Source organism: Burkholderia sp. DN3021 (assembly GCF_049805555.1).
GTDB classification, from domain to species: domain Bacteria; phylum Pseudomonadota; class Gammaproteobacteria; order Burkholderiales; family Burkholderiaceae; genus Burkholderia; species Burkholderia pyrrocinia_C.
The window spans coordinates 102,950-122,858 of sequence record NZ_JBNCAB010000006.1 but is presented as its reverse complement, the minus strand read 5'-3'; the positions used below and the strand labels follow the sequence as shown (position 1 = coordinate 122,858).

At 66.5% G+C, this 19,909-nt stretch carries 16 protein-coding genes and 3 tRNA genes; 10 read left to right on the top strand and 9 right to left on the bottom strand.

Annotation, left to right across the window (positions count from 1 at the left end; translation table 11 throughout):
• Nucleotides 1-105 precede the first annotated feature (105 nt).
• The 3 genes from ACPUER_RS05670 to ACPUER_RS05660 all read left to right on the top strand — a co-directional run bounded on the left by ACPUER_RS05670 (nt 106) and on the right by ACPUER_RS05660 (nt 3,160).
• Nucleotides 106-648 (top strand): GNAT family N-acetyltransferase, encoded by a 543-nt coding sequence (locus ACPUER_RS05670; RefSeq protein ID WP_175961534.1) that lies wholly within the window; start codon nt 106-108, stop codon nt 646-648.
• Between the two features lie 130 nt (nt 649-778).
• The gene (locus ACPUER_RS05665) at nt 779-1,405 is read left to right on the top strand and encodes a ParB-like protein (protein ID WP_310134324.1); all 627 of its coding nucleotides are present in this window, start codon (nt 779-781) and stop codon (nt 1,403-1,405) included.
• Nucleotides 1,406-1,429: 24 nt separating this feature from the next.
• The gene (locus ACPUER_RS05660; protein WP_175961532.1) at nt 1,430-3,160 is read left to right on the top strand and encodes a SulP family inorganic anion transporter; all 1,731 of its coding nucleotides are present in this window, start codon (nt 1,430-1,432) and stop codon (nt 3,158-3,160) included.
• A gap of 22 nt (nt 3,161-3,182) precedes the next feature.
• Here the strand turns inward: ACPUER_RS05660 and ACPUER_RS05655 are convergent, their stop codons facing one another.
• The 6 genes from ACPUER_RS05655 to ACPUER_RS05630 all read right to left on the bottom strand — a co-directional run bounded on the left by ACPUER_RS05655 (nt 3,183) and on the right by ACPUER_RS05630 (nt 9,564).
• Nucleotides 3,183-4,118 carry a carbohydrate kinase gene (locus tag ACPUER_RS05655; RefSeq protein ID WP_310134321.1) on the bottom strand — a complete coding sequence of 312 codons (936 nt, stop codon included), beginning with the start codon at nt 4,116-4,118 and terminating at the stop codon, nt 3,183-3,185.
• Nucleotides 4,119-4,238: 120 nt separating this feature from the next.
• Nucleotides 4,239-5,183 (bottom strand): ABC transporter substrate-binding protein, encoded by a 945-nt coding sequence (locus ACPUER_RS05650; protein ID WP_175961530.1) that lies wholly within the window; start codon nt 5,181-5,183, stop codon nt 4,239-4,241.
• Between the two features lie 84 nt (nt 5,184-5,267).
• Nucleotides 5,268-6,305: an ABC transporter permease subunit gene (locus tag ACPUER_RS05645; RefSeq protein ID WP_034184063.1), complete on the bottom strand. Its 1,038-nt coding sequence runs from the start codon at nt 6,303-6,305 to the stop codon at nt 5,268-5,270.
• 42 nt (nt 6,306-6,347) lie between these two features.
• Nucleotides 6,348-7,898 (bottom strand): sugar ABC transporter ATP-binding protein, encoded by a 1,551-nt coding sequence (locus ACPUER_RS05640; protein WP_310134314.1) that lies wholly within the window; start codon nt 7,896-7,898, stop codon nt 6,348-6,350.
• Nucleotides 7,885-9,132 carry an ROK family protein gene (locus ACPUER_RS05635; protein WP_425130577.1) on the bottom strand — a complete coding sequence of 416 codons (1,248 nt, stop codon included), beginning with the start codon at nt 9,130-9,132 and terminating at the stop codon, nt 7,885-7,887. The genes ACPUER_RS05640 and ACPUER_RS05635 overlap by 14 nt, the downstream gene beginning before the upstream one ends.
• A gap of 345 nt (nt 9,133-9,477) precedes the next feature.
• Nucleotides 9,478-9,564 (bottom strand) — tRNA-Leu (locus ACPUER_RS05630).
• A gap of 431 nt (nt 9,565-9,995) precedes the next feature.
• Between ACPUER_RS05630 and ACPUER_RS05625 the strand changes: the two genes are divergently transcribed.
• Nucleotides 9,996-10,559, top strand: a complete 564-nt coding sequence (locus tag ACPUER_RS05625; RefSeq protein WP_175961527.1) for a flavodoxin family protein — start codon at nt 9,996-9,998, stop codon at nt 10,557-10,559.
• 267 nt (nt 10,560-10,826) lie between these two features.
• Here the strand turns inward: ACPUER_RS05625 and ACPUER_RS05620 are convergent.
• The 3 genes from ACPUER_RS05620 to ACPUER_RS05610 all read right to left on the bottom strand — a co-directional run bounded on the left by ACPUER_RS05620 (nt 10,827) and on the right by ACPUER_RS05610 (nt 12,414).
• Nucleotides 10,827-10,913: transfer RNA gene (locus tag ACPUER_RS05620), tRNA-Leu, on the bottom strand.
• A gap of 110 nt (nt 10,914-11,023) precedes the next feature.
• On the bottom strand, nt 11,024-12,013 hold the full coding sequence (locus ACPUER_RS05615) for an aliphatic sulfonate ABC transporter substrate-binding protein (RefSeq protein ID WP_175961526.1): 990 nt from the start codon (nt 12,011-12,013) through the stop codon (nt 11,024-11,026).
• Nucleotides 12,014-12,327: 314 nt separating this feature from the next.
• Nucleotides 12,328-12,414 (bottom strand) — tRNA-Leu (locus tag ACPUER_RS05610).
• A gap of 249 nt (nt 12,415-12,663) precedes the next feature.
• On the opposite strand from ACPUER_RS05610, the gene rnr reads away from it, so the two are divergent.
• The 6 genes from rnr (at nt 12,664) to ACPUER_RS05580 (ending at nt 19,874) form a co-directional block, all read left to right on the top strand.
• The gene (gene rnr / locus ACPUER_RS05605) at nt 12,664-15,141 is read left to right on the top strand and encodes a ribonuclease R (protein ID WP_175961525.1); all 2,478 of its coding nucleotides are present in this window, start codon (nt 12,664-12,666) and stop codon (nt 15,139-15,141) included.
• A 148-nt stretch (nt 15,142-15,289) separates the two neighbouring features.
• Nucleotides 15,290-16,033, top strand: coding sequence for a 23S rRNA (guanosine(2251)-2'-O)-methyltransferase RlmB (rlmB, locus tag ACPUER_RS05600; RefSeq protein ID WP_034184068.1), 744 nt, complete (start codon nt 15,290-15,292; stop codon nt 16,031-16,033).
• Nucleotides 16,034-16,130: 97 nt separating this feature from the next.
• Nucleotides 16,131-17,003, top strand: coding sequence for an N-acetylmuramoyl-L-alanine amidase (locus ACPUER_RS05595; RefSeq protein WP_425130576.1), 873 nt, complete (start codon nt 16,131-16,133; stop codon nt 17,001-17,003).
• 91 nt (nt 17,004-17,094) lie between these two features.
• A complete protein-coding gene (gene rpiA, locus ACPUER_RS05590; RefSeq protein ID WP_034184070.1) occupies nt 17,095-17,796 on the top strand; it encodes a ribose-5-phosphate isomerase RpiA in 702 nt (233 codons plus the stop codon).
• A gap of 273 nt (nt 17,797-18,069) precedes the next feature.
• On the top strand, nt 18,070-18,786 hold the full coding sequence (locus ACPUER_RS05585; protein WP_175961523.1) for a FadR/GntR family transcriptional regulator: 717 nt from the start codon (nt 18,070-18,072) through the stop codon (nt 18,784-18,786).
• A gap of 101 nt (nt 18,787-18,887) precedes the next feature.
• Entirely contained in the window at nt 18,888-19,874 is a 987-nt protein-coding gene (locus tag ACPUER_RS05580) for a Gfo/Idh/MocA family protein (protein ID WP_034184072.1), read from the top strand.
• The last annotated feature ends 35 nt before the right edge of the window (nt 19,875-19,909 follow it).

Genomic DNA, 19,909 nt, shown 5'->3' with positions numbered 1-19,909 from the left:
GACGCCGCGCAAGACCGGCGACAGGCATCTGTATCATTCCGGAAGGCGTTTTGTATTTGTTCTGTAATGCGCTCGATGCGCATCGTCACCGAATCAGGAGTCCCGATGAACGAACGTTCCGATGCCGCGCTGCCCGTGCTCGAAACCGCCAGGCTGTGGCTGCGTCCGCGCGTGCTGGCCGATCTCGACGCGTGCATCGCGATGGATCGCGATCCCGAGGTCACGCGGCATATCGCGGGCCCGTGGCACGATCCCGTCGAGCATCGCCGCTTCGTCACGCACCGGATCACGCGCGACTATCCGCCGGGACTCGGCTACTGGTCGATCTTCGAGAAGGCCGCACCCGATACGTTCATCGGCTGGGTCCTGCTGATTCCCGACTATGCGGACGGTGCGCGCGACGTCGAGATCGGCTGGCGGCTCGTGCGCACGACCTGGGGGCGCGGCATCGCGAGCGAGGCCGCGGCCGCCGTCGTGCGGCATGCATTCGATACCGTGCGCCTGCCGCGCGTGATCGCCGATATCGCCGAGGCCAACAGCGGTTCGCTGAACGTCGCGCGCAAGCTCGGGATGCGTCGCGTGAGCGTCGTGCAGGACGGCATTCCTTACATCCGCCATCGTCTCGAGCGCAACGATCTGCGCGCGTAGCGCGGTATCGTGTGCACGCGTGCGCGGTTGTCGGAGATCGTCAATCGCCGGCGTATCGAGGTCATGACGTATTAACGGCTCGCGCGATCAGGAGTATCGTTGCCGGAATTTCGCAACATGGGGTACGACCATGACACTCGGCCGCGACGTTCATCTCATTCCCGTCAGGCTCGACGCGTTGCGTCCGACGCAGATGACGGTTGGTTATCGCGAAGTCAAGGCGAAGCGCAAGCACTGGAAGGCGCTCGACAAGCGCGCGCGCAAGGCCGCGATCGAATCGCACTGGTTCCCGGCCGTCCTCGGCCCGGACGGGCTGCACTACATCACCGATCATCACCATCTCGGCCTCGCGCTGATCGAGGAGGGCGAGTCGCGCGTGAACGCGATGCTGCTGAAGGATCTGTCGTGGCTCGACGACACGATCTTCTGGCGGATGATGGAGCACAACCAGTGGGTGCATCCGTTCGGCGCGGACGGGTCGCGTCGCGACTACGCGCATTTGCCGAAGGTACTGACGGGGCTCATGGACGATCCGTACCGCAGCCTTGCAGGCGAACTGCGCACGGCGGGCGGCTATGCGAAGGACGCGACGCCGTTCAGCGAATTCCTGTGGGCCGATTACCTGCGCCAGCACGTGTCGCTCGACCAGATCCGCAAGAACTTTGCAAAGGCGCTCGACGTCGCGCTGCACCGCGCGCACGACCAGGATGCACGCTATCTGCCCGGCTGGTCGGGCGTCATCGCCGTCAAACCCTGACAGGCGCACGGCGCCGACCGCCTCATGACGATCGCCCCGATCCGCCCCGATGCCGGCCCGCAGCATGCCGACCATTTCTCCGCGCTCGACGCGGCCTCGCCGCCGCCCGCGCGGCGCATCGGCCTCGATGCACTGGCCGGCCTGTCGATCGCGGGCCTGCTGATTCCCGAGGCGGTCGCGTATGCGGGGCTGGCCAACCTGCCGCCGCAGGCCGGTCTCATCGCGCTGCTGGCGGGGCTCGTCGTCTATGCGCTCACGGGCAGCAGCCGCTTCGCGATCGTGTCGTCGACGTCGTCGTCGGCTGCCGTGCTCGCGGCGACCGTGCTCGCGGAATCGGGGATAGCGCTTGCCGAACAACTCGCGCTGGCGGCGGCGCTGGTCGCGATGACGGGCGTGCTGTTCATCCTGGCGGGCGCCGCGCGGCTCGGCGGCATGTCGGACTTCGTCGCGCGGCCCGTGCTGCGCGGCTTCACGTTCGGGCTCGCACTGACGATCGTCATCAAGCAGTTGCCGAAGATTCTCGCGATTTCCGTGCAGCACAGCGATGCGCCGCATGTCACGCTCGACCTGATCACCGGCGCCCCGCATGCGAACCTCGCGAGTGTCGTGCTCGGCGCGACCGCGCTGGCGCTGCTGTTCGTGCTCGGGCGCCGCTCGCGCGTGCCCGCTACGCTCGTCGTGATCGTGCTGTCGATCGCTGTCGGCTATGCGATCGACTGGCGGCGATACGGGATCGCGATCGTCGGCAACATCGATTTCCGGCACATCGAATTCGGCCTGCCGCAGCTCGACCGCAACGCGTGGATGCAGACGGTCGAGCTCGCGTTCGCGCTGATGCTGATCCTGTATGCGGAGTCGTACGGATCGATCCGCAACTTCGCGCTGAAGCATGGCGACAGCGTGTCGCCGAACCGCGACCTCGTCGCGCTCGGTTGCGCGAACCTCGTGTCGGGCCTGCTGCACGGGATGCCGGTCGGCGCCGGCTATTCGGCAACGTCGGCGAACGAGGCGGCCGGCGCGCAGTCGCGCTTCGCCGGCTTGTGGGCGGCCGGCGTGGTCGCGCTGATCGTCTGGCTGCTGCTGCCGCAGCTTGCGCGCACGCCGGAGCCCGTGCTCGCGGCGATCGTGATCTTCGCGGTCAGCCACTCGCTGCATCCGTCCGTATTCAAGCCGTACTGGGACTGGCATCGCGACCGGCTCGTCGTGATCGCCGCGCTGCTCGCGGTGCTCGTGCTCGGCGTGCTGCACGGGCTGCTCGCGGCCATCGGCGTAAGCCTGCTGCTGACGCTGCGCAAGCTGTCCGAGCCGAACGTCAGCGTGCTCGGCCGGCTGCGCGACAGCCATGACTTCGTCGACGTCGCGAGCCATGCCGACGCGAAGCCGGTGCCGGGCGTGCTGATCGTGCGGCCCGAGGCGCAGCTGTTCTTCGCGAACGCGGACCGGATGCTGAATCGCGTGCGCGCGCTGATGAAGGCCGCGCCGGACACGCATGCCGTGATGCTGAGCCTCGAGGAAACGCCGGATGTCGACGGTACGACGATCGAATCGTTGCGCACGTTCGCGGCCGAATGCACGGCGCGCGGGCTGCGGCTCGCGATCGTGAGGCTCAAGGTGCACGCGCTGCATGCATTGCGCCGCGCGGCGGACGATACGCTGCGTGAGGATGCGATGTCCGAACTGAGCGTCGACGAAAGTCTGCAACTGTTGCAGGCTGGCATGCAGCCGGACGGCAGCGACGGAACGACCGCCGTGTAACGAGGCGGCGCGTCAGTGCGATCTATTGCGAAAGCACGGCGTCGGCAGCGCGATCGATCATATCGGTCACTTCCGCGGCCGTCGGCGCATAGGCGCCTGCGTGAGCACAGGCGACCGCCGCGCACGCGGCCGCGTAACGCAGATGCTCGGCGGGCGATGCATCGGGCCGCGCAAGCTGGCTCGCGAGCCAGCCGCCGATGCTGGCGTCGCCGCAGCCGACCGTGTCGACGACCTCGGTCGGGAACGCGGGCTGGAACAGCACGGTGTCGCGATGCAGGAGCTGCATGCCGGATGCGCCGCGCGTAACGAGCATCGTCGCATCGGGCGCCCACGCGCGCAGTTGCGCGAGTGCGGCCGTTTCGTCGAGTTCGGGAAACAGCCCGTGAAGATCCTCGTCGGACACCTTGATCCAGTCGGCGAGCGCGACCAGCCGGCGCAGCGTGTCGCGATACGACGGCGCGGCCATCGGCGCACGGTAGTTCGGATCGAACGAGATCCGCTTGCCGGCCGCGCGCGCGGCCTGCGCCACCTCGATCAGGCGCGACGCGAGCGGCTCGCGCACGACGCCGAGCGAGCCGATGTGCACGATCTCGGCCGCGTCGAGTGCGCCGGCGGGCAGGTCCGCCGGATCGAACGCGAGATCGGCGCTGTTCTCGCCGATGAAGAAATAGTGGGGCGGCTGCTTCGACACGACCATCGCGAGCAGCGGCGCGCGGTCGACCTGCCGGATGAAGCGCATGTCGAGCCCCGCGTCGGCGCTCCTGCGCATCAGTTCGTCGCCGAAGATGTCGCGGCTGACCGTGCCGGCGAAGGCCGTCGGCGCGCCGAGTCGCGCGCCGACGCGCGCAACGTTCCAGCATGAGCCGCCGGCGACGCTGTGCCAGCGCTGCGCGTCGTCGCGGATGAAATCGGTCAGCGCTTCGCCGAATACGATCAGGCGGGGGAGCGTCGTCGTCATGTTGAAACCTTGTGGCGCGGCCGTGCAGTGGTTGATGTGAGCGGGCGGGGCGGGCGGCGCCCGCCCCCCCGCGCGGGGACGCCGCCCGGCACCCCCCGGTTCAGTGGACGGGCGGCGCGATCAGCGCGGGGCGCTCCAGCCCTTGTAGGTCTTCACGTTGTCGCGCGTGATGAGCATCGGCTCGATCAGGATCATCGGATTGGCCGGTTTCTGGCCGTTCATGATCCCGTAGCCGACGTTGACGGCCTGCTGCGCCATCGCCCACGGGTCCTGGCTCGACGATGCCTGCACGAGCGTGTTGGACTTGAGCGCAACCTCGATATCGGGCGCGCCGTCGACCGACGTGATCACGATGCCCGGACGGTTCAGCTGTTTCGCGGCGAGATCGCTGCCGATCGCCTGCGGGTCGTTGATCGTAAATACCGCATCGAGCTTCGGAAAGCGCGTCAGATAGCCCTGCATCGCGTTCATCCCGCCTTCGCGCGAGCCCTTGCCGTCCTGGTCGCTCGACAGCAGCTTGATGCCCGCGTTTTTCGCGAGCACGGTCTTGCAGCCGTTGACGCGATCGATCACGGCCGACACCTGCGGCCCGTTCTCGATGATCACGTTGCCCTTGCCGTTGAGTTTCTTCGCGATGTAGTCGCACGCGAGCTCGCCGGCCTTCACGTTGTTGGTCTGCACGGTCGCATTCGCGCCGGCTGCCGCGACGTCGACCGCGACGACCGTGATGCCGGCCGCCTGCGCCTTCTTCACTGCCGGCTCGATCGCCTTCGGGTCGGTTGCGTTGAGCAGGATCATGTCGACGTGCGCGGAGATGAAGTTGTCGATCTGCGTGAACTGCTTGTTCAGGTCGTAGTCGGCCGACACGGCGGTGACCTTCGCGTTCGGGTTGATTTGCTTCGCACGCGCTTCGGCGCCCTTGACGATCGTGACGAAGTACGGGTTGCCGAGCGACCCCACCGTGACGCCGATCGATTTGAGCGGCTTGTCGGCTGCGTGCGCGACGGAAGCGCCGAATGCGAGTGCGCAGGCGACGGCGGTCAGGGCGGCTTTGTGCTTGAACATGTCGTTGTGTCTCCGTGAGGTTGGTTGGTAGACGGGCGCAGGCGTGCCTGCCTGCGCCGCAAGGTTGAATGGACGGGAACGGTGTCAGGTGCGCGCCGAATCGCGCTGGCGGTAGCGATCGAGCGCGACGGCGCCGATGATCACGAGCCCCTTGATGATGTACTGCCAGATGTCGGACACGCCGAGCAGCACGAGTCCGTTCGTCAGTACCGCGATGATCAACGCGCCGATCAGCGTGCCGACGATCGAGCCGACGCCGCCGACGAAGCTCGTGCCGCCGAGGATCACCGCGGCGATCGCGTCGAGTTCGTAGGACTGGCCGAGCTGCAGGCCGTTGGCCGCATAGAGCCGCGCGGCCGACATCACCGCGCCGAGGCCCGCGAGCAGCCCCGACGCCGCATACACGAACATCTGGATCGCCCGCACGTTGATGCCCGACAGGCGTGCGGCTTCCGGATTGCCGCCGACCGAATAGATCCGCATCCCGAGCACGGTACGGCGCAGGATGAACCATGAGATCGCGATCACCGCGCACGCGATCACGACGAGCCACGGCACACCGAGGATCGTGCCGTTGCCGATGAACGCGAACGGCAACTGCGGATTGAACACGGTCGTGTCGTTGCCGATCAGGCGCGCGACGCCGCGCACGGCCGTCATCGCACCGAGCGTGACGATGAACGGCGGCAGGCGCAGGAACGAGATCAGGCCGCCGTTGATCGCGCCGAACACGAGGCCGACGACGAGCGCGAAGGGCACGCCGAGCCAGCCCCAGCCGGGAATGGTCGACGCGATCAGCGCGGCGACGGCCGCGGCGGCGAGCACCGAGCCGACCGACAGGTCGATGCCGCCCGTCAGGATCACGAAGGTCATGCCGGCGGCGAGCACGATGTTGATCGACGCCTGCTGCGTGACGATCGACAGGTTCTGCAGCGTGAAGAAGCCGTCGGTCAGGAAGCCGAAGCCGACGCACAGGACCAGCAACACCGGCAGCATGCCGGCGGTGCGTATCAGCGACTGCATGCGTGCGCGATGATCGGCGGTGCGCAACTGGGGAGTACGATCGCCCACCGGATGGGCCGTCGCGGAAGCGAGGTTCCGCTGCTTGGTCGGGTTGATCATTTCGGTAACCTGAATTGTAAGAGCCAAATGAAAGAGCGCGGCTCAGTGCGCGTCGGCGAGTTCGGCCTGCGAGCCGGTCGCGAGCGCGATGATGGCTTCCTGCGTGATGGGCGTGTGCGTGTGGCCGCCGAGTTCGCCCGCGATCTCGCCTTCGCGCATCACGAGCACGCGGTCCGCGACGCCGATGATCTCGGGCAGCTCGCTCGAGATCACGATCACGCCCACGCCGGCACGGGCCAGTTCGTTGATGATCCGGTAGATCTCGGATTTCGCGCCGATGTCGACGCCGCGCGTCGGTTCGTCGAGGATCAGTACGCGCGGTTTCGTCTCCAGCAGGCGCGACAGCAGCACCTTCTGCTGGTTGCCGCCCGACAGCGCGCCGACGTTGACGTTCGCGTGAGGTACACGGATCGACAGCGAGGAAATCGCGTCGCGCGCGCGCGCGGCGCCGCGTGCGAGGTCGAGCGCGCCGAGCCGTGCATCGCGGTTGCAGACGGAAATGTTGATGTTGTCGCGCACGCTCATGTCGAGGAACAGGCCCTGGCGCTTGCGGTCTTCGGTCAGGTAGACGAGGCCCGCGTCGATCGCGTCGCGCGGCGAGTGTGCGCCGAACGTGCGGCCGGCCAGTTTCACGTCGCCGCGCACGCGCGGTTCGGCGCCGAAGATCAGCCGCGCGAGTTCGGTGCGGCCCGCGCCGACGAGCCCGGCGATGCCGAGCACCTCGCCGGCATGCAGGTCGAGGCTGCAGCCGCGCACGCGCGCGCCGTCGGCGATGTCGCGTACCGACAGCAGCAGGTGGCCGGGGTCGTACGGCGCGTGTTCCTTCTTGTAGAAGCCGGAGATGTCGCGGCCGACCATCATCGCGACGAGACGCTCGGCCGACAGCGATTCGCGTTCGAGCGTGCCGACGTATGCGCCGTCGCGCAGCACCGACACGCGGTCGGACAGTTCGTAGATCTCCGCCATCCGGTGGCTGATGTAGATGATTGCGAGACCTTCCTCGCGCAACTGGCGGATCAGGCGGAACAGATGCTCGGTTTCGCGCGACGACAGCGGCGTCGTCGGCTCGTCCATCACGAGGATGCGGGCGCGGGTGTGCACGGCGCGCGCGATCTCGACGAGCTGCTGTTCGGCGATCGACAGCGTGTCGACGAGCGTTTCGGGGCCGAACGATGCGCCGAGGCGCGCGAGCACGTCCTGGCAGCCGCGCGCCATCGCCGCGCGGTCGATCGTGCCCCAGCGCCGGTTGCCGCGCCGCAGTTCGCGGCCGACGTAGATGTTTTCCGCGACGGTCAGGTTCGGCGACAGGCACAGCTCCTGGTAGATCACCGCGACGCCCGCATCGCGCGCGGCCAGCGGGCCGTCGATGTCGATGCGTTCGCCGTCGATCAGGATCTCGCCGCCGGCGTCGGCGCGATACGCACCCGACAGAATCTTCATCAGCGTCGATTTGCCGGCGCCGTTCTCGCCCATCAGCGAGTGGATCTCGCCCGGATAGACGGTCAGGCTGACATTGTCGAGCGCGCGCACGGCCGGGAACGTCTTGCTGATCCGGCGCATTTCGAGCAGCGGGCGGGACTCAGACCGCGACATGGTTGACCTCCTGCGAGTCGGTGCGGGCGCCCTTGAGGATGCCGGCCCGCGGGGAAAAGTTGAAGAACATCGGCAGCGTGGCCGCGCCGATCGCGCCGGCGTCGGCGCCGAACGTGCCGCGCACGAGCGTCGGCGTGCCGCGCGCTTCGGGCGCGGTGGCAACCAGTGCCGAGCGCAGGCGCGTCGTGACCGCGTCGAGCAGGCCCGCGTCGGTATCGGCGTCGATCACGACTACCGGCGCATCGACCACGCACAGCACCGCGCGCAACGCCGGCGCGAGCGCGTCGACGCAGTCGTTGATCCATTCGTCGACGGCCGGCAGGCCGCGGGCAATGCAGGCTGCGAGATCGGCGCGGTTCTCGACCGTCTCGCCGTGATGGCGCAGATGGCGTACGAGCGCGTGCAGCGAGGCGCGCGCGAGCAGGATGTCCCACGGGCCGCGCGGCGGCGGCGCGGATGCCAGCCGGCTCGGCGGCACGGGAATCACGGCGATGTCGCCTGCATTGCCGGTCACGCCGCGCAGGCAGTCGCCGTCGATCGCGATGCCGCCGCCGATCGCCGGTCCGATGAACAGGTAGACGAAGTCGTCGCACTGCCGGCCGTATCCGTAGAACAGCTCGGCGATCGCGGCCGCGTTGCCGTCGTTTTCGCCGAACACGGGCAGCGACACCGCATGACCGAGGTCGCTCGCGAAATCGACGTCTTCCCATGCACGGAACGTGTCGGGCGCGAGGCCGAGTTCGCGCATCCACGCGCCGAGGTTGTAAGGCTGCGCGACGCCGATGCCGGTCAGGCGGGCGCGTTCGTGGTCGGGGAGCAGGGCCTGCATCGCGTCGATGTCGTGACGCACGATCTCGAGCACGTCGGCGGGAGGGGGCAGCAGCGTGTCGTGCGAGCGGCGGCCGAGCACGTCGCCCGCGAAGTTGACGAGCGCGGTTTCGATGCGCATCCGGTCGAGATGGACGCCGATGCCGAATGCGCCGCGCGGGTCGAGGCGGATCAACGATGCCGGCTGGCCGCGCTGGCCTTCGGTGCGGCCCGCGAATTCGATCAGCTTCGCATCGGCGAGCGATGCGATGATGCTGCCGACCGCCGTGCCCGTCATGCTCGCGAGACGCGCAAGGTCGGCCTTCGACGCGCTGCCTGCGCGGCGCAGCGTCTTCAGCAGCAGGCGCTCGTTGTAACGGCGCACGTTGGCCGAATTACTTCCCTGGCCGATGTGCGGGCTTCTCATGGCGTCTCCTTCCATGTTGCGCTGTGCGGCAGCGCATTAAATAAATCACGTTGATTTATTTAACCGCGTGAGCGCCGATATGTCAGCCTAGGGAAATCCCGGCTTTTGCCGTGGATGAGGGGTGGCGGGGTGGGTCTTGGGAAATGGGGATGGATTGCGGAGCCGGGGGGCGAAAACTTTGGAATTCGCGTGGCGGGCGCGTGTTCGCTGCGGACGCGACGACGATTTGTCCGTCCGGTAGGTGGCAAGGGAAGGGGGGCACACCGTGCGGATCAACAGGACGGTGTGAATGATGCAAGAGGGAAATGAAAAAAGGCCGGCTAGAAGCCGACCTTTTTAAATAAGTGGTGCCCAGGAGAGGACTCGAACCTCCACGGTGTTGCCACCGCTAGGACCTGAACCTAGTGCGTCTACCAATTCCGCCACCTGGGCACGTTTCGCTTGCTGCGATGCGAAAGATCGCAATTATAGCGTGCCCGAAAGGCTTGTCAACAGATTTTGCACCGTCTTTGAGGGGGGCGAGAAAAGGGCGCATGCCGGATTTGCCGTGTTCGAGTATCGCTGCTGGGGCGATCCCGATGCGAAGGATTGCTGCCGGAGAAGAGCGAGCGAATTTCCTGAACGCAGGTTCAAGTCCGTCGCCGGAGAAGTTATTGTCGGTGTGCCTGTCGTACCGCGCCGACTCGCGAATGCAGGCGGTGGGCGCCGCGCAGTTGTCCGCTCGCTTGGCGACACCGTGCGCATCGTGTAGTCGTCTGCCGCTATGGAGCGCGCGGTACATGCAAGCGAACGCATTTGCATCGCGATCATTTCTGTTACTATCGCGGTAACGTTTTTATGGAATAACCAAAAAGGAGTTTCCGATGTCTGAAATCGCAGTGGTTTTTCATAGCGGCTACGGTCATGCGGCCGTCATTGCGGACGCAGTCGCTCGTGGTGTCGAGAAGGTCGACGGTGCGTCGGTCAAGCTGATCCCTGTCGACGCGATCGACGAACACTGGGAGTATCTGGAGCGCGATGCCAAGGCGATCGTCTTTGGTTCGCCGACCTACATGGGCAGCGCGTCCGCGCAGTTCAAGGGCTTCATGGACGCATCGTCGAAGCATTGGGGCAAGTGGCGAGACAAGCTGGCGGCCGGCTTTACGGTGTCGGCGTCGCAAAGCGGCGACAAACTGGCGACGCTGCAGCAGCTTGCTGTCTTCGCTGCCCAGCATCAGATGCTGTGGGTCAGCCTCGGTCTGATGCCCGGCAACAACAGCAGTACGGGTTCGGTCAACGATCTGAATCGACTCGGGTCGTTCCTCGGTGCGATGGCGCAGGCGAATGCGGACGAGGGCGGCGATGCGATTCTCGAGAGCGATCGAAAGACGGCTGAACTGCTGGGCGAGCGCGTCGCGATTGCCGCGAAACGCTGGAACGGTGCCTGAAGCCGATGGCCGGTCGGCGCTGTGTCGATGGTCGTCCGGCTGACGGATGGGTGGCGCCGATGTGGAACCGGAAATGAAAAAAGGCCGGCTAGAAGCCGACCTTTTTAGAAAACAAGTGGTGCCCAGGAGAGGACTCGGTCACACGAGCGCGACCCCGGCTGTGCTTGCAAGCGCAGCCTTTCGAGTCCTCCCGCAAAGCGCGCAGGCGCTTTGCTTCCTGGGCCTGAAAAAGAAAAAGGCCGGCAGAAGCCGACCTTTTTAAATAAGTGGTGCCCAGGAGAGGACTCGAACCTCCACGGTGTTGCCACCGCTAGGACCTGAACCTAGTGCGTCTACCAATTCCGCCACCTGGGCACGTTTCGCTTGCTGCGATGTGAAGACCGCTATTCTAGCGTGTCTTCGAAGTCTGTCAACACAATTTCATCCGAAGCGATAAAAATATTGCATCCTTGTGCGACGGAGTCTCACGCGCCGACCGGATCCGCGCGTTTTGCCGCGAAATTCCAGCGCTGCGCCTGGCCTGTATCGACGCGTGCCGGCAGCAGTCCGGCCGCGAGGAACGTGTCGGCGATCTTCTGCTGTTCGCCGAAGTTTTGCGCGACCACTGCTCGGACGAGGTAACTGCGTCGCGCGTTCGCGCGTGCGATAGCCGCCGCGTCGAGCCCCCAGATCGGCGCAAGCGTATTCGCGGCCTCCTGCGGATGGTCGCGCAACCACGCGCCGGCCTGCGACAACTGGTCGAACAGGATCTGGACAACGTCGGGCCGCGCGGCGGCGAAACTGCTCGATGCGAGGTAGTAGCGCTGGTACGACGCGAGTCCGTTGCCGTCGGCCAGAATCCGCACGTCGGGATTCCGGTCGACCGACGCGACATACGGATCCCACGTGATCCATGCGTCCACGCTGCCGCGCTCGAACGCTGCGCGGCCATCTGCGGGCGTCAGGTAGTGGATCGCCGCGTCGGCGGGCGTGAGCTTTGCGCGTGCGAGTGCGGCGAGCAGCAGGTAGTGGCTGCCGGCCGCCTTCGTGACCGCGATGCGCTTGCCCTTGAGATCGGCGAGCGTTCGAAGTGTGCTGTCCTGCTTGACGACGATCGCCTGTGCCTTCGGCGACGGCGCTTCCTGCGCGACGTACACGAAACGCGCATGCGCGGCCTGCGCGAAGACCGGGACCGTGTCGGCGACGTCGGCGCTGAAATCGACGGCGCCGACGTTGAGCGCTTCGGTCAGCGGCAGCCCGCTCGCGAATTCATGCCACGACACGCGCAGGCCGAGCGGCGCAAGCGCCTGCTCGAGTGTGCCGCGCGTCTTGAGCAGTGTGATGAGCGTCGACGACTTCTGGTAGCCGATGCGCAATGCGGCAGGCGTGGTCTCGGCGTGCGTTCGGACGCCCGCCGCAGTGAGGCCTGCGGCCAGCATCGCGCGCGCGAACGCGCGGCGGTTCATCGACGTCATGAATCGTGCTCCTCGTCGGGTTCGTTGCAATGAAGCGGGCCGGCTAACGTACCAACGGGGAGGGCGGGCGATAACCGATAAATTCTGCTATCGATCCGACTGGCGGGCATAAGGGTGGGCGGGGAGGCGGTCGCCGCGCAGAGTCCGGAGATCGCACCGCAGGCGCTCAATCCGCGCGCCTGCGGAAATTCATGAAGGCCGGGTTCGACGAGCCGTGCCGGTTGCTGCGCAGGTTCATCGGCGAGTAGGTCGCTCTTTTTCCCGAGTCGGAAATGAAAAAAGGCCGGCTAGAAGCCGACCTTTTTAAATATAAGTGGTGCCCAGGAGAGGACTCGAACCTCCACGGTGTTGCCACCGCTAGGACCTGAACCTAGTGCGTCTACCAATTCCGCCACCTGGGCACGTTTTGCAGTAGCTGCTTGCTGCAAAGAAGCGAAATTATAGCGCCCCAATTATTCGTGTCAACACTTTTTTGCGATGCATCGCAAACCGGCCGCCGTCGCGCCCGCCCGCGGCATTCCGGTCATTTGGCGACACAGGCGGGTGATAGAATGACCCGCCGCCGTCAATATAGAACTGTCTGACGGACACCTCTATGTTGATGCCGTGCACCATCAGTCAACGCAACGAGAACAATCATCGACAAACCCTTGAGCAAATATCCGTACCCCATTCCGAGCCGTGAAGAAATTCTCGGCGTGCTGCGTACGAGCGATGCGCCACTGGCTGCCAACGACATCGCCGAAGCACTGTCGATCAAGCGTCAGGAGCGCGAAGGGTTCTTCCGGCGTGTCGCCGCGATGGAGCGCGACGGCCAGATCCGCCTCGACAAGCGCGGCCACTACCAGTTGACTCATCCGTCGAATTTCGTCGCAGGGCGCGTGCAAGGGCATCGCGACGGCTACGGGTTCGTGATCCGCGACGACGGCCAGGACGACCTGTTTTTGCCGAATGGCGAAATGCAGAAGGTGATGCACAACGACCGCGTGCTCGCGCGGATCGTCGGCTACGATCGCCGCGGCCGGCCGGAAGGGCATGTCGTCGAAGTCACCGAGCGCGCGAACAAGCGCGTGATCGGCCGCCTGCTCAACGAGAACGGCGCGCTGATCGTCGCGCCGGAAGACAAGCGCATCGGCCACGACATCCTGATCACGCAGAACGTGAAGAAGGCGAAGGTCGGGCAGGTCGTCGTCGTCGAGCTGACCGATTTCCCGAGCCGTCATTCACAGCCGCTCGGCCGCGTCGTCGAAGTGCTCGGCGACATCGACGATCCGGGCATGGAAATCGAAATCGCGGTGCGCAAGTACGGCGTGCCGCATGAATTCAGCCAGCCGGCGCTCGACGAAGCCGCCGCGCTGCCCGACAAGGTACGGCCGGCCGACCTGCGTTTCCGCGTCGACCTGCGCGACGTGCCGCTCGTGACGATCGACGGCGAGGACGCACGCGACTTCGACGACGCCGTTTACTGCGAGCCGGTCAAGGTCGGTCGCGGCGACGGCTTCCGGCTGATCGTCGCGATCGCCGACGTGTCGTACTACGTACAGCCGGGCAACGGGCTCGATGCCGACGCGCTCGAGCGCAGCACGTCGGTCTATTTCCCGCGCCGCGTGATCCCGATGCTGCCGGAGAAACTGTCGAACGGCCTGTGCTCGCTGAACCCGCAAGTTGACCGCTGCGTGCTCGCGTGCGACATGGTGATCACCGCGCGCGGCGAGATCAAGGCGTACCAGTTCTATCCGGCCGTGATCCATTCGGCTGCGCGCCTTACGTACACCGAAGTGGCGGCCGTGCTGTCGAACACGAAGGGGCCGGAGGCCGCGCGCCGCGCGGACCTGCTGCCGCACCTGCAGAACCTGTACGGCGTCTACAAGTCGCTGTTCGCCGCACGGCAGAAGCGCGGCGCGATCGATTTCGACACGACCGAGACCTACATCGTCTGCAACTCGCAGGGCAAGATCGAGCAGATCGTGCCGCGCCAGCGCAACGACGCGCACAAGCTGATCGAGGAGTGCATGCTGGCCGCGAACGTCTGCGCGGCCGACTTCCTGAAGCGCAACAAGCATGCGGGCCTGTACCGCGTGCACGCGGGGCCGACGCCGGAGAAGCTCGAGAACCTGCGTGCGTTCCTGCGCGGCATGGGCCTGTCGCTCGGCGGCGGCGACAAGCCGCATGCGAGCGACTACGCGGCGCTGATGGCGCAGATCCGCGACCGGCCCGACGCGCAGATGCTGCAGCCGATGCTGCTGCGTTCGATGCAGCAGGCCGTCTACAGCCCGGACAACATCGGCCACTTCGGTCTCGCTTACGAGGCGTATGCGCACTTCACGAGCCCGATCCGTCGTTATCCCGACCTGCTCACGCACCGCGCGATCTATTCGATCCTGTCCGGCAAGAAGTACGTGCCGAAGGCGCCGGAGGGCTTCGAGCTGAACACCGCGCTGTCGCCGCGCGCCCGCGCGATGCAGCAGGCCGACGACGAAGCGCGCAACCGCTCGCGCTCGAACACGGCGATCTGGGAAGAGCTCGGCCTGCATTGCTCGGCGAACGAGCGGCGTGCGGACGAAGCGTCGCGCGACGTCGAGGCATGGCTCAAGTGCTACTTCATGCGCGACAAGCTCGGCGAGGAATACGGCGGGATGGTGAACGGCGTCACGTCGTTCGGCATCTTCGTGCAGCTCGACACGCTGTTCATCGAAGGGCTCGTGCACGTCACGGAACTCGGCTCGGACTACTTCCAGTACGACGAGATCAAGAATGAGCTGCGCGGCGAACGGACGGGCATCCGCTATCGCCTGTCGGACCGCGTGCGCGTGCAGGTGAGCCGCGTCGATCTCGACGCGCGCAAGATCGATTTCCGCCTCGTGCGCGATACGCCGGTGAAGGCGCCGCGCCCGTCGCCCGCGCCGGCTGCTGCAGGCGCAGGTGCCGGCGCCGATCGCAACGGCCCGCGCGTGCGTGCGCTGCCGCAGGCGGAAGAGCTCGCGCCGCGCCGCAAGAAGGCCGCAAGCGCACCGAGCGTCGCGGTGAAGGAAGCGCGTGCCGCACGCAAGAAGGGCGGCAGCGGCGGCAGCGGCGGTGCGACGGCGAAGCCGACCGCGAAGAAGGCACGCGCCCGCAAGAAGTATTGAGCGTTCGGGGCGGCGCAAGCGCACGCCCTGCAGTATCGAGAGACGCCGCGTCACCGGTCATCGGCCGGCAACGCGGCGCTTTCCTTTTCCATGGATCGCGGCTGCGCGCGTCGCACGGCCGCACGTTTGATCGAAGGTTGTTCCAGTCATGTCACGTCTGAAGGTTCTTTACGGTTTTCATGCGGTGACCGCACGTTTGCGGCACGATGCATCGACGGTTGCGGAGGTGCTGTACGACCAGACGCGCCGCGACCGCCGCATGCAGGACTTCCTGCACACCGCGAAGGAAGCGGGCGTGCGGCTGATCGCGGCCGACGAAACGCGCCTGTGGGGCCTCGCCCATACCGAGCGCCACCAGGGCGTCGTCGCGCGTGTCGAGGACGTGCCGCTCGCGCAGAACCTGTCCGAGCTGCTCGACGGCATCCAGGGCCCCGCGCTGCTGCTCGTGCTCGACGGCGTCACCGATCCGCACAACCTCGGCGCGTGCCTGCGCGTTGCCGATTCCGCCGGCGCGCACGCGGTGATCGCGCCGCGCGACCGTGCGGTCGGCCTGAACGCGACCGCGGCCAAGGTGGCGAGCGGCGCGGCCGATACGGTGCCGTACATCACGGTGACGAACCTCGCGCGCGCGCTGCGCGAGCTGAAGGAAGCCGGCGTGTGGATCATCGGCACGTCGGACGAGGCGTCGGCGACGCTCTACGATACGAAGCTCGACGGCCCCGTCGCGCTCGTGATGGGCGCGGAAGGCGAAGGCATGCGCCGGCTCACGCGCGACACCTGCGATGAGGTGATGAGCATCCCGATGGCCGGCAGCGTGGAAAGCCTGAACGTGTCGGTCGCAAGCGGCGTGTGCCTGTACGAAGCCGTGCGCCAGCGGCGCGTGAAGGGCTGACGCATCCTGTCTCGCGCAATATGCGCGTGCCTGGCATGACCCGAACGACGCGTGCCGCGATGCGATGCGGCACGCGGCTCTCCGGAACTTGCGACCGATGACCCTGTTTCGCCTCGGCGCATCATGCGCCGTGCTATGCCTGCTGGCTGCCTGCACGTCGCCGTCGCTCGTCGAACGCGGCACCTACTACGCCGACACGAGCCTGTACGCGCGCGGTGCCGATTCGCGGATCCGCTTTCTCGTGATGCATTACACCGAAAGCGACGAAGCGAAGTCGCTGCGCACGCTGACGGGCGATTCGGTCAGCGTGCATTACGTCGTGCCGCCGCAGCCGCGCATCGAACACGGGATGCCCGTCGTCTACCAGCTCGTTCCGGAATCGATGCGCGCATGGCACGCGGGCGTCAGCGAGTGGCAGGGCGCGACCGAACTGAACGCGGCGTCGATCGGCATCGAAAACGTGAACCGCGGGCCGCTCGATCCGCAGAATCGCACCTGGCAGCCGTATTCGCCCGAACAGATCGATGCGCTGACCCGCCTGTCGAAGGACATCGTCGTACGCTACGCGATCCCGCCGACGCGCGTGGTCGGGCACAGCGACATCGCGCCGCAACGCAAGATCGATCCGGGTCCGCTGTTCCCGTGGCATGCGCTCGCGTTGGCCGGCGTCGGCGCGTGGCCGGACGATGCAACCGTGGCCGCCCGGCTCGGCGGCCGCGATCCGCACGCGTTGGTCGATGTGCGCGAACTGCAGCTCAAGCTCGCGCGCTACGGCTACGACGTGCCGACCGACGGCGTGCTCGACGCGCGCACGCGGCGCGTATTCGCGGCGTTCCAGATGCATTTCCGTCCGTCCGACTATGCGGGCAATCCGGACGCCGAAAGCGACGCGATCGCACAGGCGCTGCTCGACAAATACTTCCCCGGCACGCAGCCGATGGACAACGCGCCAGCGGCGGTCGCACCCTGAACGCGCCGCGCGCCGCGCGCCGAAAAACGCGGGCCGTCATCCGAGTCCGGTAAACTGGCGGTTTTCCGCAATCCCACAGCATTTCCACGCCATGACTCAAGACGAACTCAAACGCCTCGTCGGCCAGGCCGCCGCCGATTACGTGATCCAGAACGTGCCGGAAGGCGCCGTGATCGGCGTCGGCACCGGCTCGACCGCCAACTGCTTCATCGACGCACTCGCCGTCGTCAAGTCGCGCTATCGCGGCGCCGTGTCGAGTTCCGTCGCCACGACCGAACGCCTGAAATCGCACGGCATCAAGGTGTTCGACCTGAACGAGGTCGACTCGCTGCAGGTGTACGTCGACGGCGCCGACGAGATCGACGCGAGCGGCGCGATGATCAAGGGCGGCGGCGGCGCGCTCACGCGCGAGAAGATCGTCGCGTCGGTGGCCGACACGTTCGTCTGCATCGCCGACGCCAGCAAGCGCGTGCCGGTGCTCGGCGCGTTCCCGCTGCCGATCGAGGTCGTGCCGATGGCGCGCACGGCGATCGGCCGGCGCGTGACCGCGCTCGGCGGCGTGCCCGTGCTGCGCGTGACGAAGGACGGCGCACCGTACATCACCGACAACGGCAACGAGATCATCGACGTGAAGGGGCTGCAGATCGCCGATCCGCGCGGCTTCGAAGCGCAGGTGAACGGATGGCCGGGCGTCGTGACCGTCGGGTTGTTTGCCGAGCGCGGCGCGAATCTGTGCTTGCTCGGCACGGAAAACGGCGTTGAAACGATCGTTTATTCGGCCGAATCGAGCTGAATGAGAAGCAGTCCGTAACGGTATCAGGAACCCGTAATGGACTGCATGTTTAAATCTTGTGGAAATCACGGCCCGGCAGGCGCAGCGCGCTTCCCGGGCCTTTTTTGTAGCCTTATAAATCACCCCGTCAAAAAGAGGGATAACCCTGTCAGGTGTTTACCAGATAGCGAAATATCCTCGAACTCATCAACTTATAGATCATAAGAACAGTAGTAACCAGGGCCGGCGGAACTGCGGAGCAGATGTTCGCAAATCGACGCACGGGGAGGTGTCATGGAGCAGGGCAAAGACCGGTCACTGGTCGCCAAAGTGATGGATGGGCTTGTCTCGGGTATCGTCGAAGACAAGTACGGCGGCATCTTGCCGCCACAGGACGTGCTGTCGAAAGAGTTCGACGTGAGTCGCACGGTGATGCGGGAAGCGTTGTCGATGTTGCTTGCGCGCGACATGCTGGACGTGCGGCCGAAAGTCGGCACGCGCGTGCGGCCGATGCGCGACTGGCGAATGATCGACGAAGACGTCGTGAGCTGGCGATTTCGGGCAAAACCCGATCCGCAGTTCATGCGCGACGTCATCGAATTTCGAATGCTGATCGAACCGCGCGCGACCGCGCAGGCGGCGGTGCGTGCGACCGCGGCCGACATCGCGGGGATCCGCGAAGCGTTCGATGCGTTCAAGGTGCTGCAGCCCGGCGACCCCGGCTACGACACGGCGGACGAGTTGCTGCACACGCGGATCGTGCAGGCGAGCGGCAACCAGTTCTTCCAGCAGATGGCGGCGATCGTGCGCGGTGCGGTGCGTCTCGTGAATCCGCGCGTCGTGCAGAAGGAAGGCGCGCACGAGATCGCGGTGAAGGCGCATGCGCGTGTCGTCGATGCGATCGAACGGCGCGATCCGCGCGAAGCCGAAGCGGCTTCGCTCGCGCTAATCGATTTCAGCGCCGACGAGATCTCGCGCGATTTCTCCGTCGACGTGCCCGTGCGCGCCTGACGCTGCTCGCGTCGCTCATCTGTGTGCCGGTGAGCCGTTTATCATGACGGCCGGCCGGCAGCGTGCCGGCTACCGTCATACGACCGACACGGAAGATCAGGATGAACGACAACGACCACCGCCCGGTGCGCTTCGGCATCGTCGGCGCAGGCAGCATCGCGCGCCGCTTCGCGCAAAGCCTCGCGCACGTGCCGGGCGCCACGCTCGCCGGTGCCTGGGCCCGCCGCGCCGACGCAGCGGCAGCCTTTTGCGAGACATGCGGCGGCACGCCTGCCGCGAGCCTCGAAGCACTCCTCGCGAGCGACATCGACGCGGTCTACATCGCGACGCTCCATGACAGTCACGCGCAGTACACGCTGGCCGCACTTGCCGCCGGCAAGGCCGTGCTGTGCGAAAAGCCCGCGACGCTGAACGCGGCGCAACTCGATACCGTGCTGCGTGCGGCACGCGACGCCGGACGGCTTTTCATGGAAGCGATGAAGCCGCCGTTCTTTCCGCTGTACCGCCAGCTGCGTGCGCACCTGCATGACGATCCGATCGGCGAGATCCGGCTCGTGCGCGCGGGGTGCGCATCGTCGTCGGTACCCGGCGACCATTCCGTCTATCGCCTCGATCGCGCGGGCGGCGCGCTGCTCGATATCGGGATCTACGAGGCGTTTCTCGCGGTCGACTGGCTCGGCGCGGCGCTCGACGTGCAGACGCTCGGCCGCGTCGGCGCGACGGGCGTCGACATGTTCGCGAGCCTGAACAGCCTGCATGCGAACGGCGGGATCGCGCAGCTCTTTTGCGGGCTCGACGTGATGGGCCGCGGCGATGCGCTGATCGCCGCGGCCGGCGGGCACGTGACGATTCACGAGAAATGGTGGAACCCCGCGCGCGCGACGATCCGTTATGCGGACGGGCGCACCGTCGAACTCGACGCGCCGGCCGAAGGCGGCGGGTTGAACTACGAGACCGCGCATTTCTGCGACCTGCTGCGCGCAGGCGAAACCGAAAGCCCGATCATGACGCACGACCATTCGCGGCAGATGATCGCGATGACCGATGCCGCGCGTGCCGCGCTCGGCGTGCGCTATTCGGGCGAGTAGGCGGGAACGAAGGTGCCGGGCCCGCGTGCGCGGCC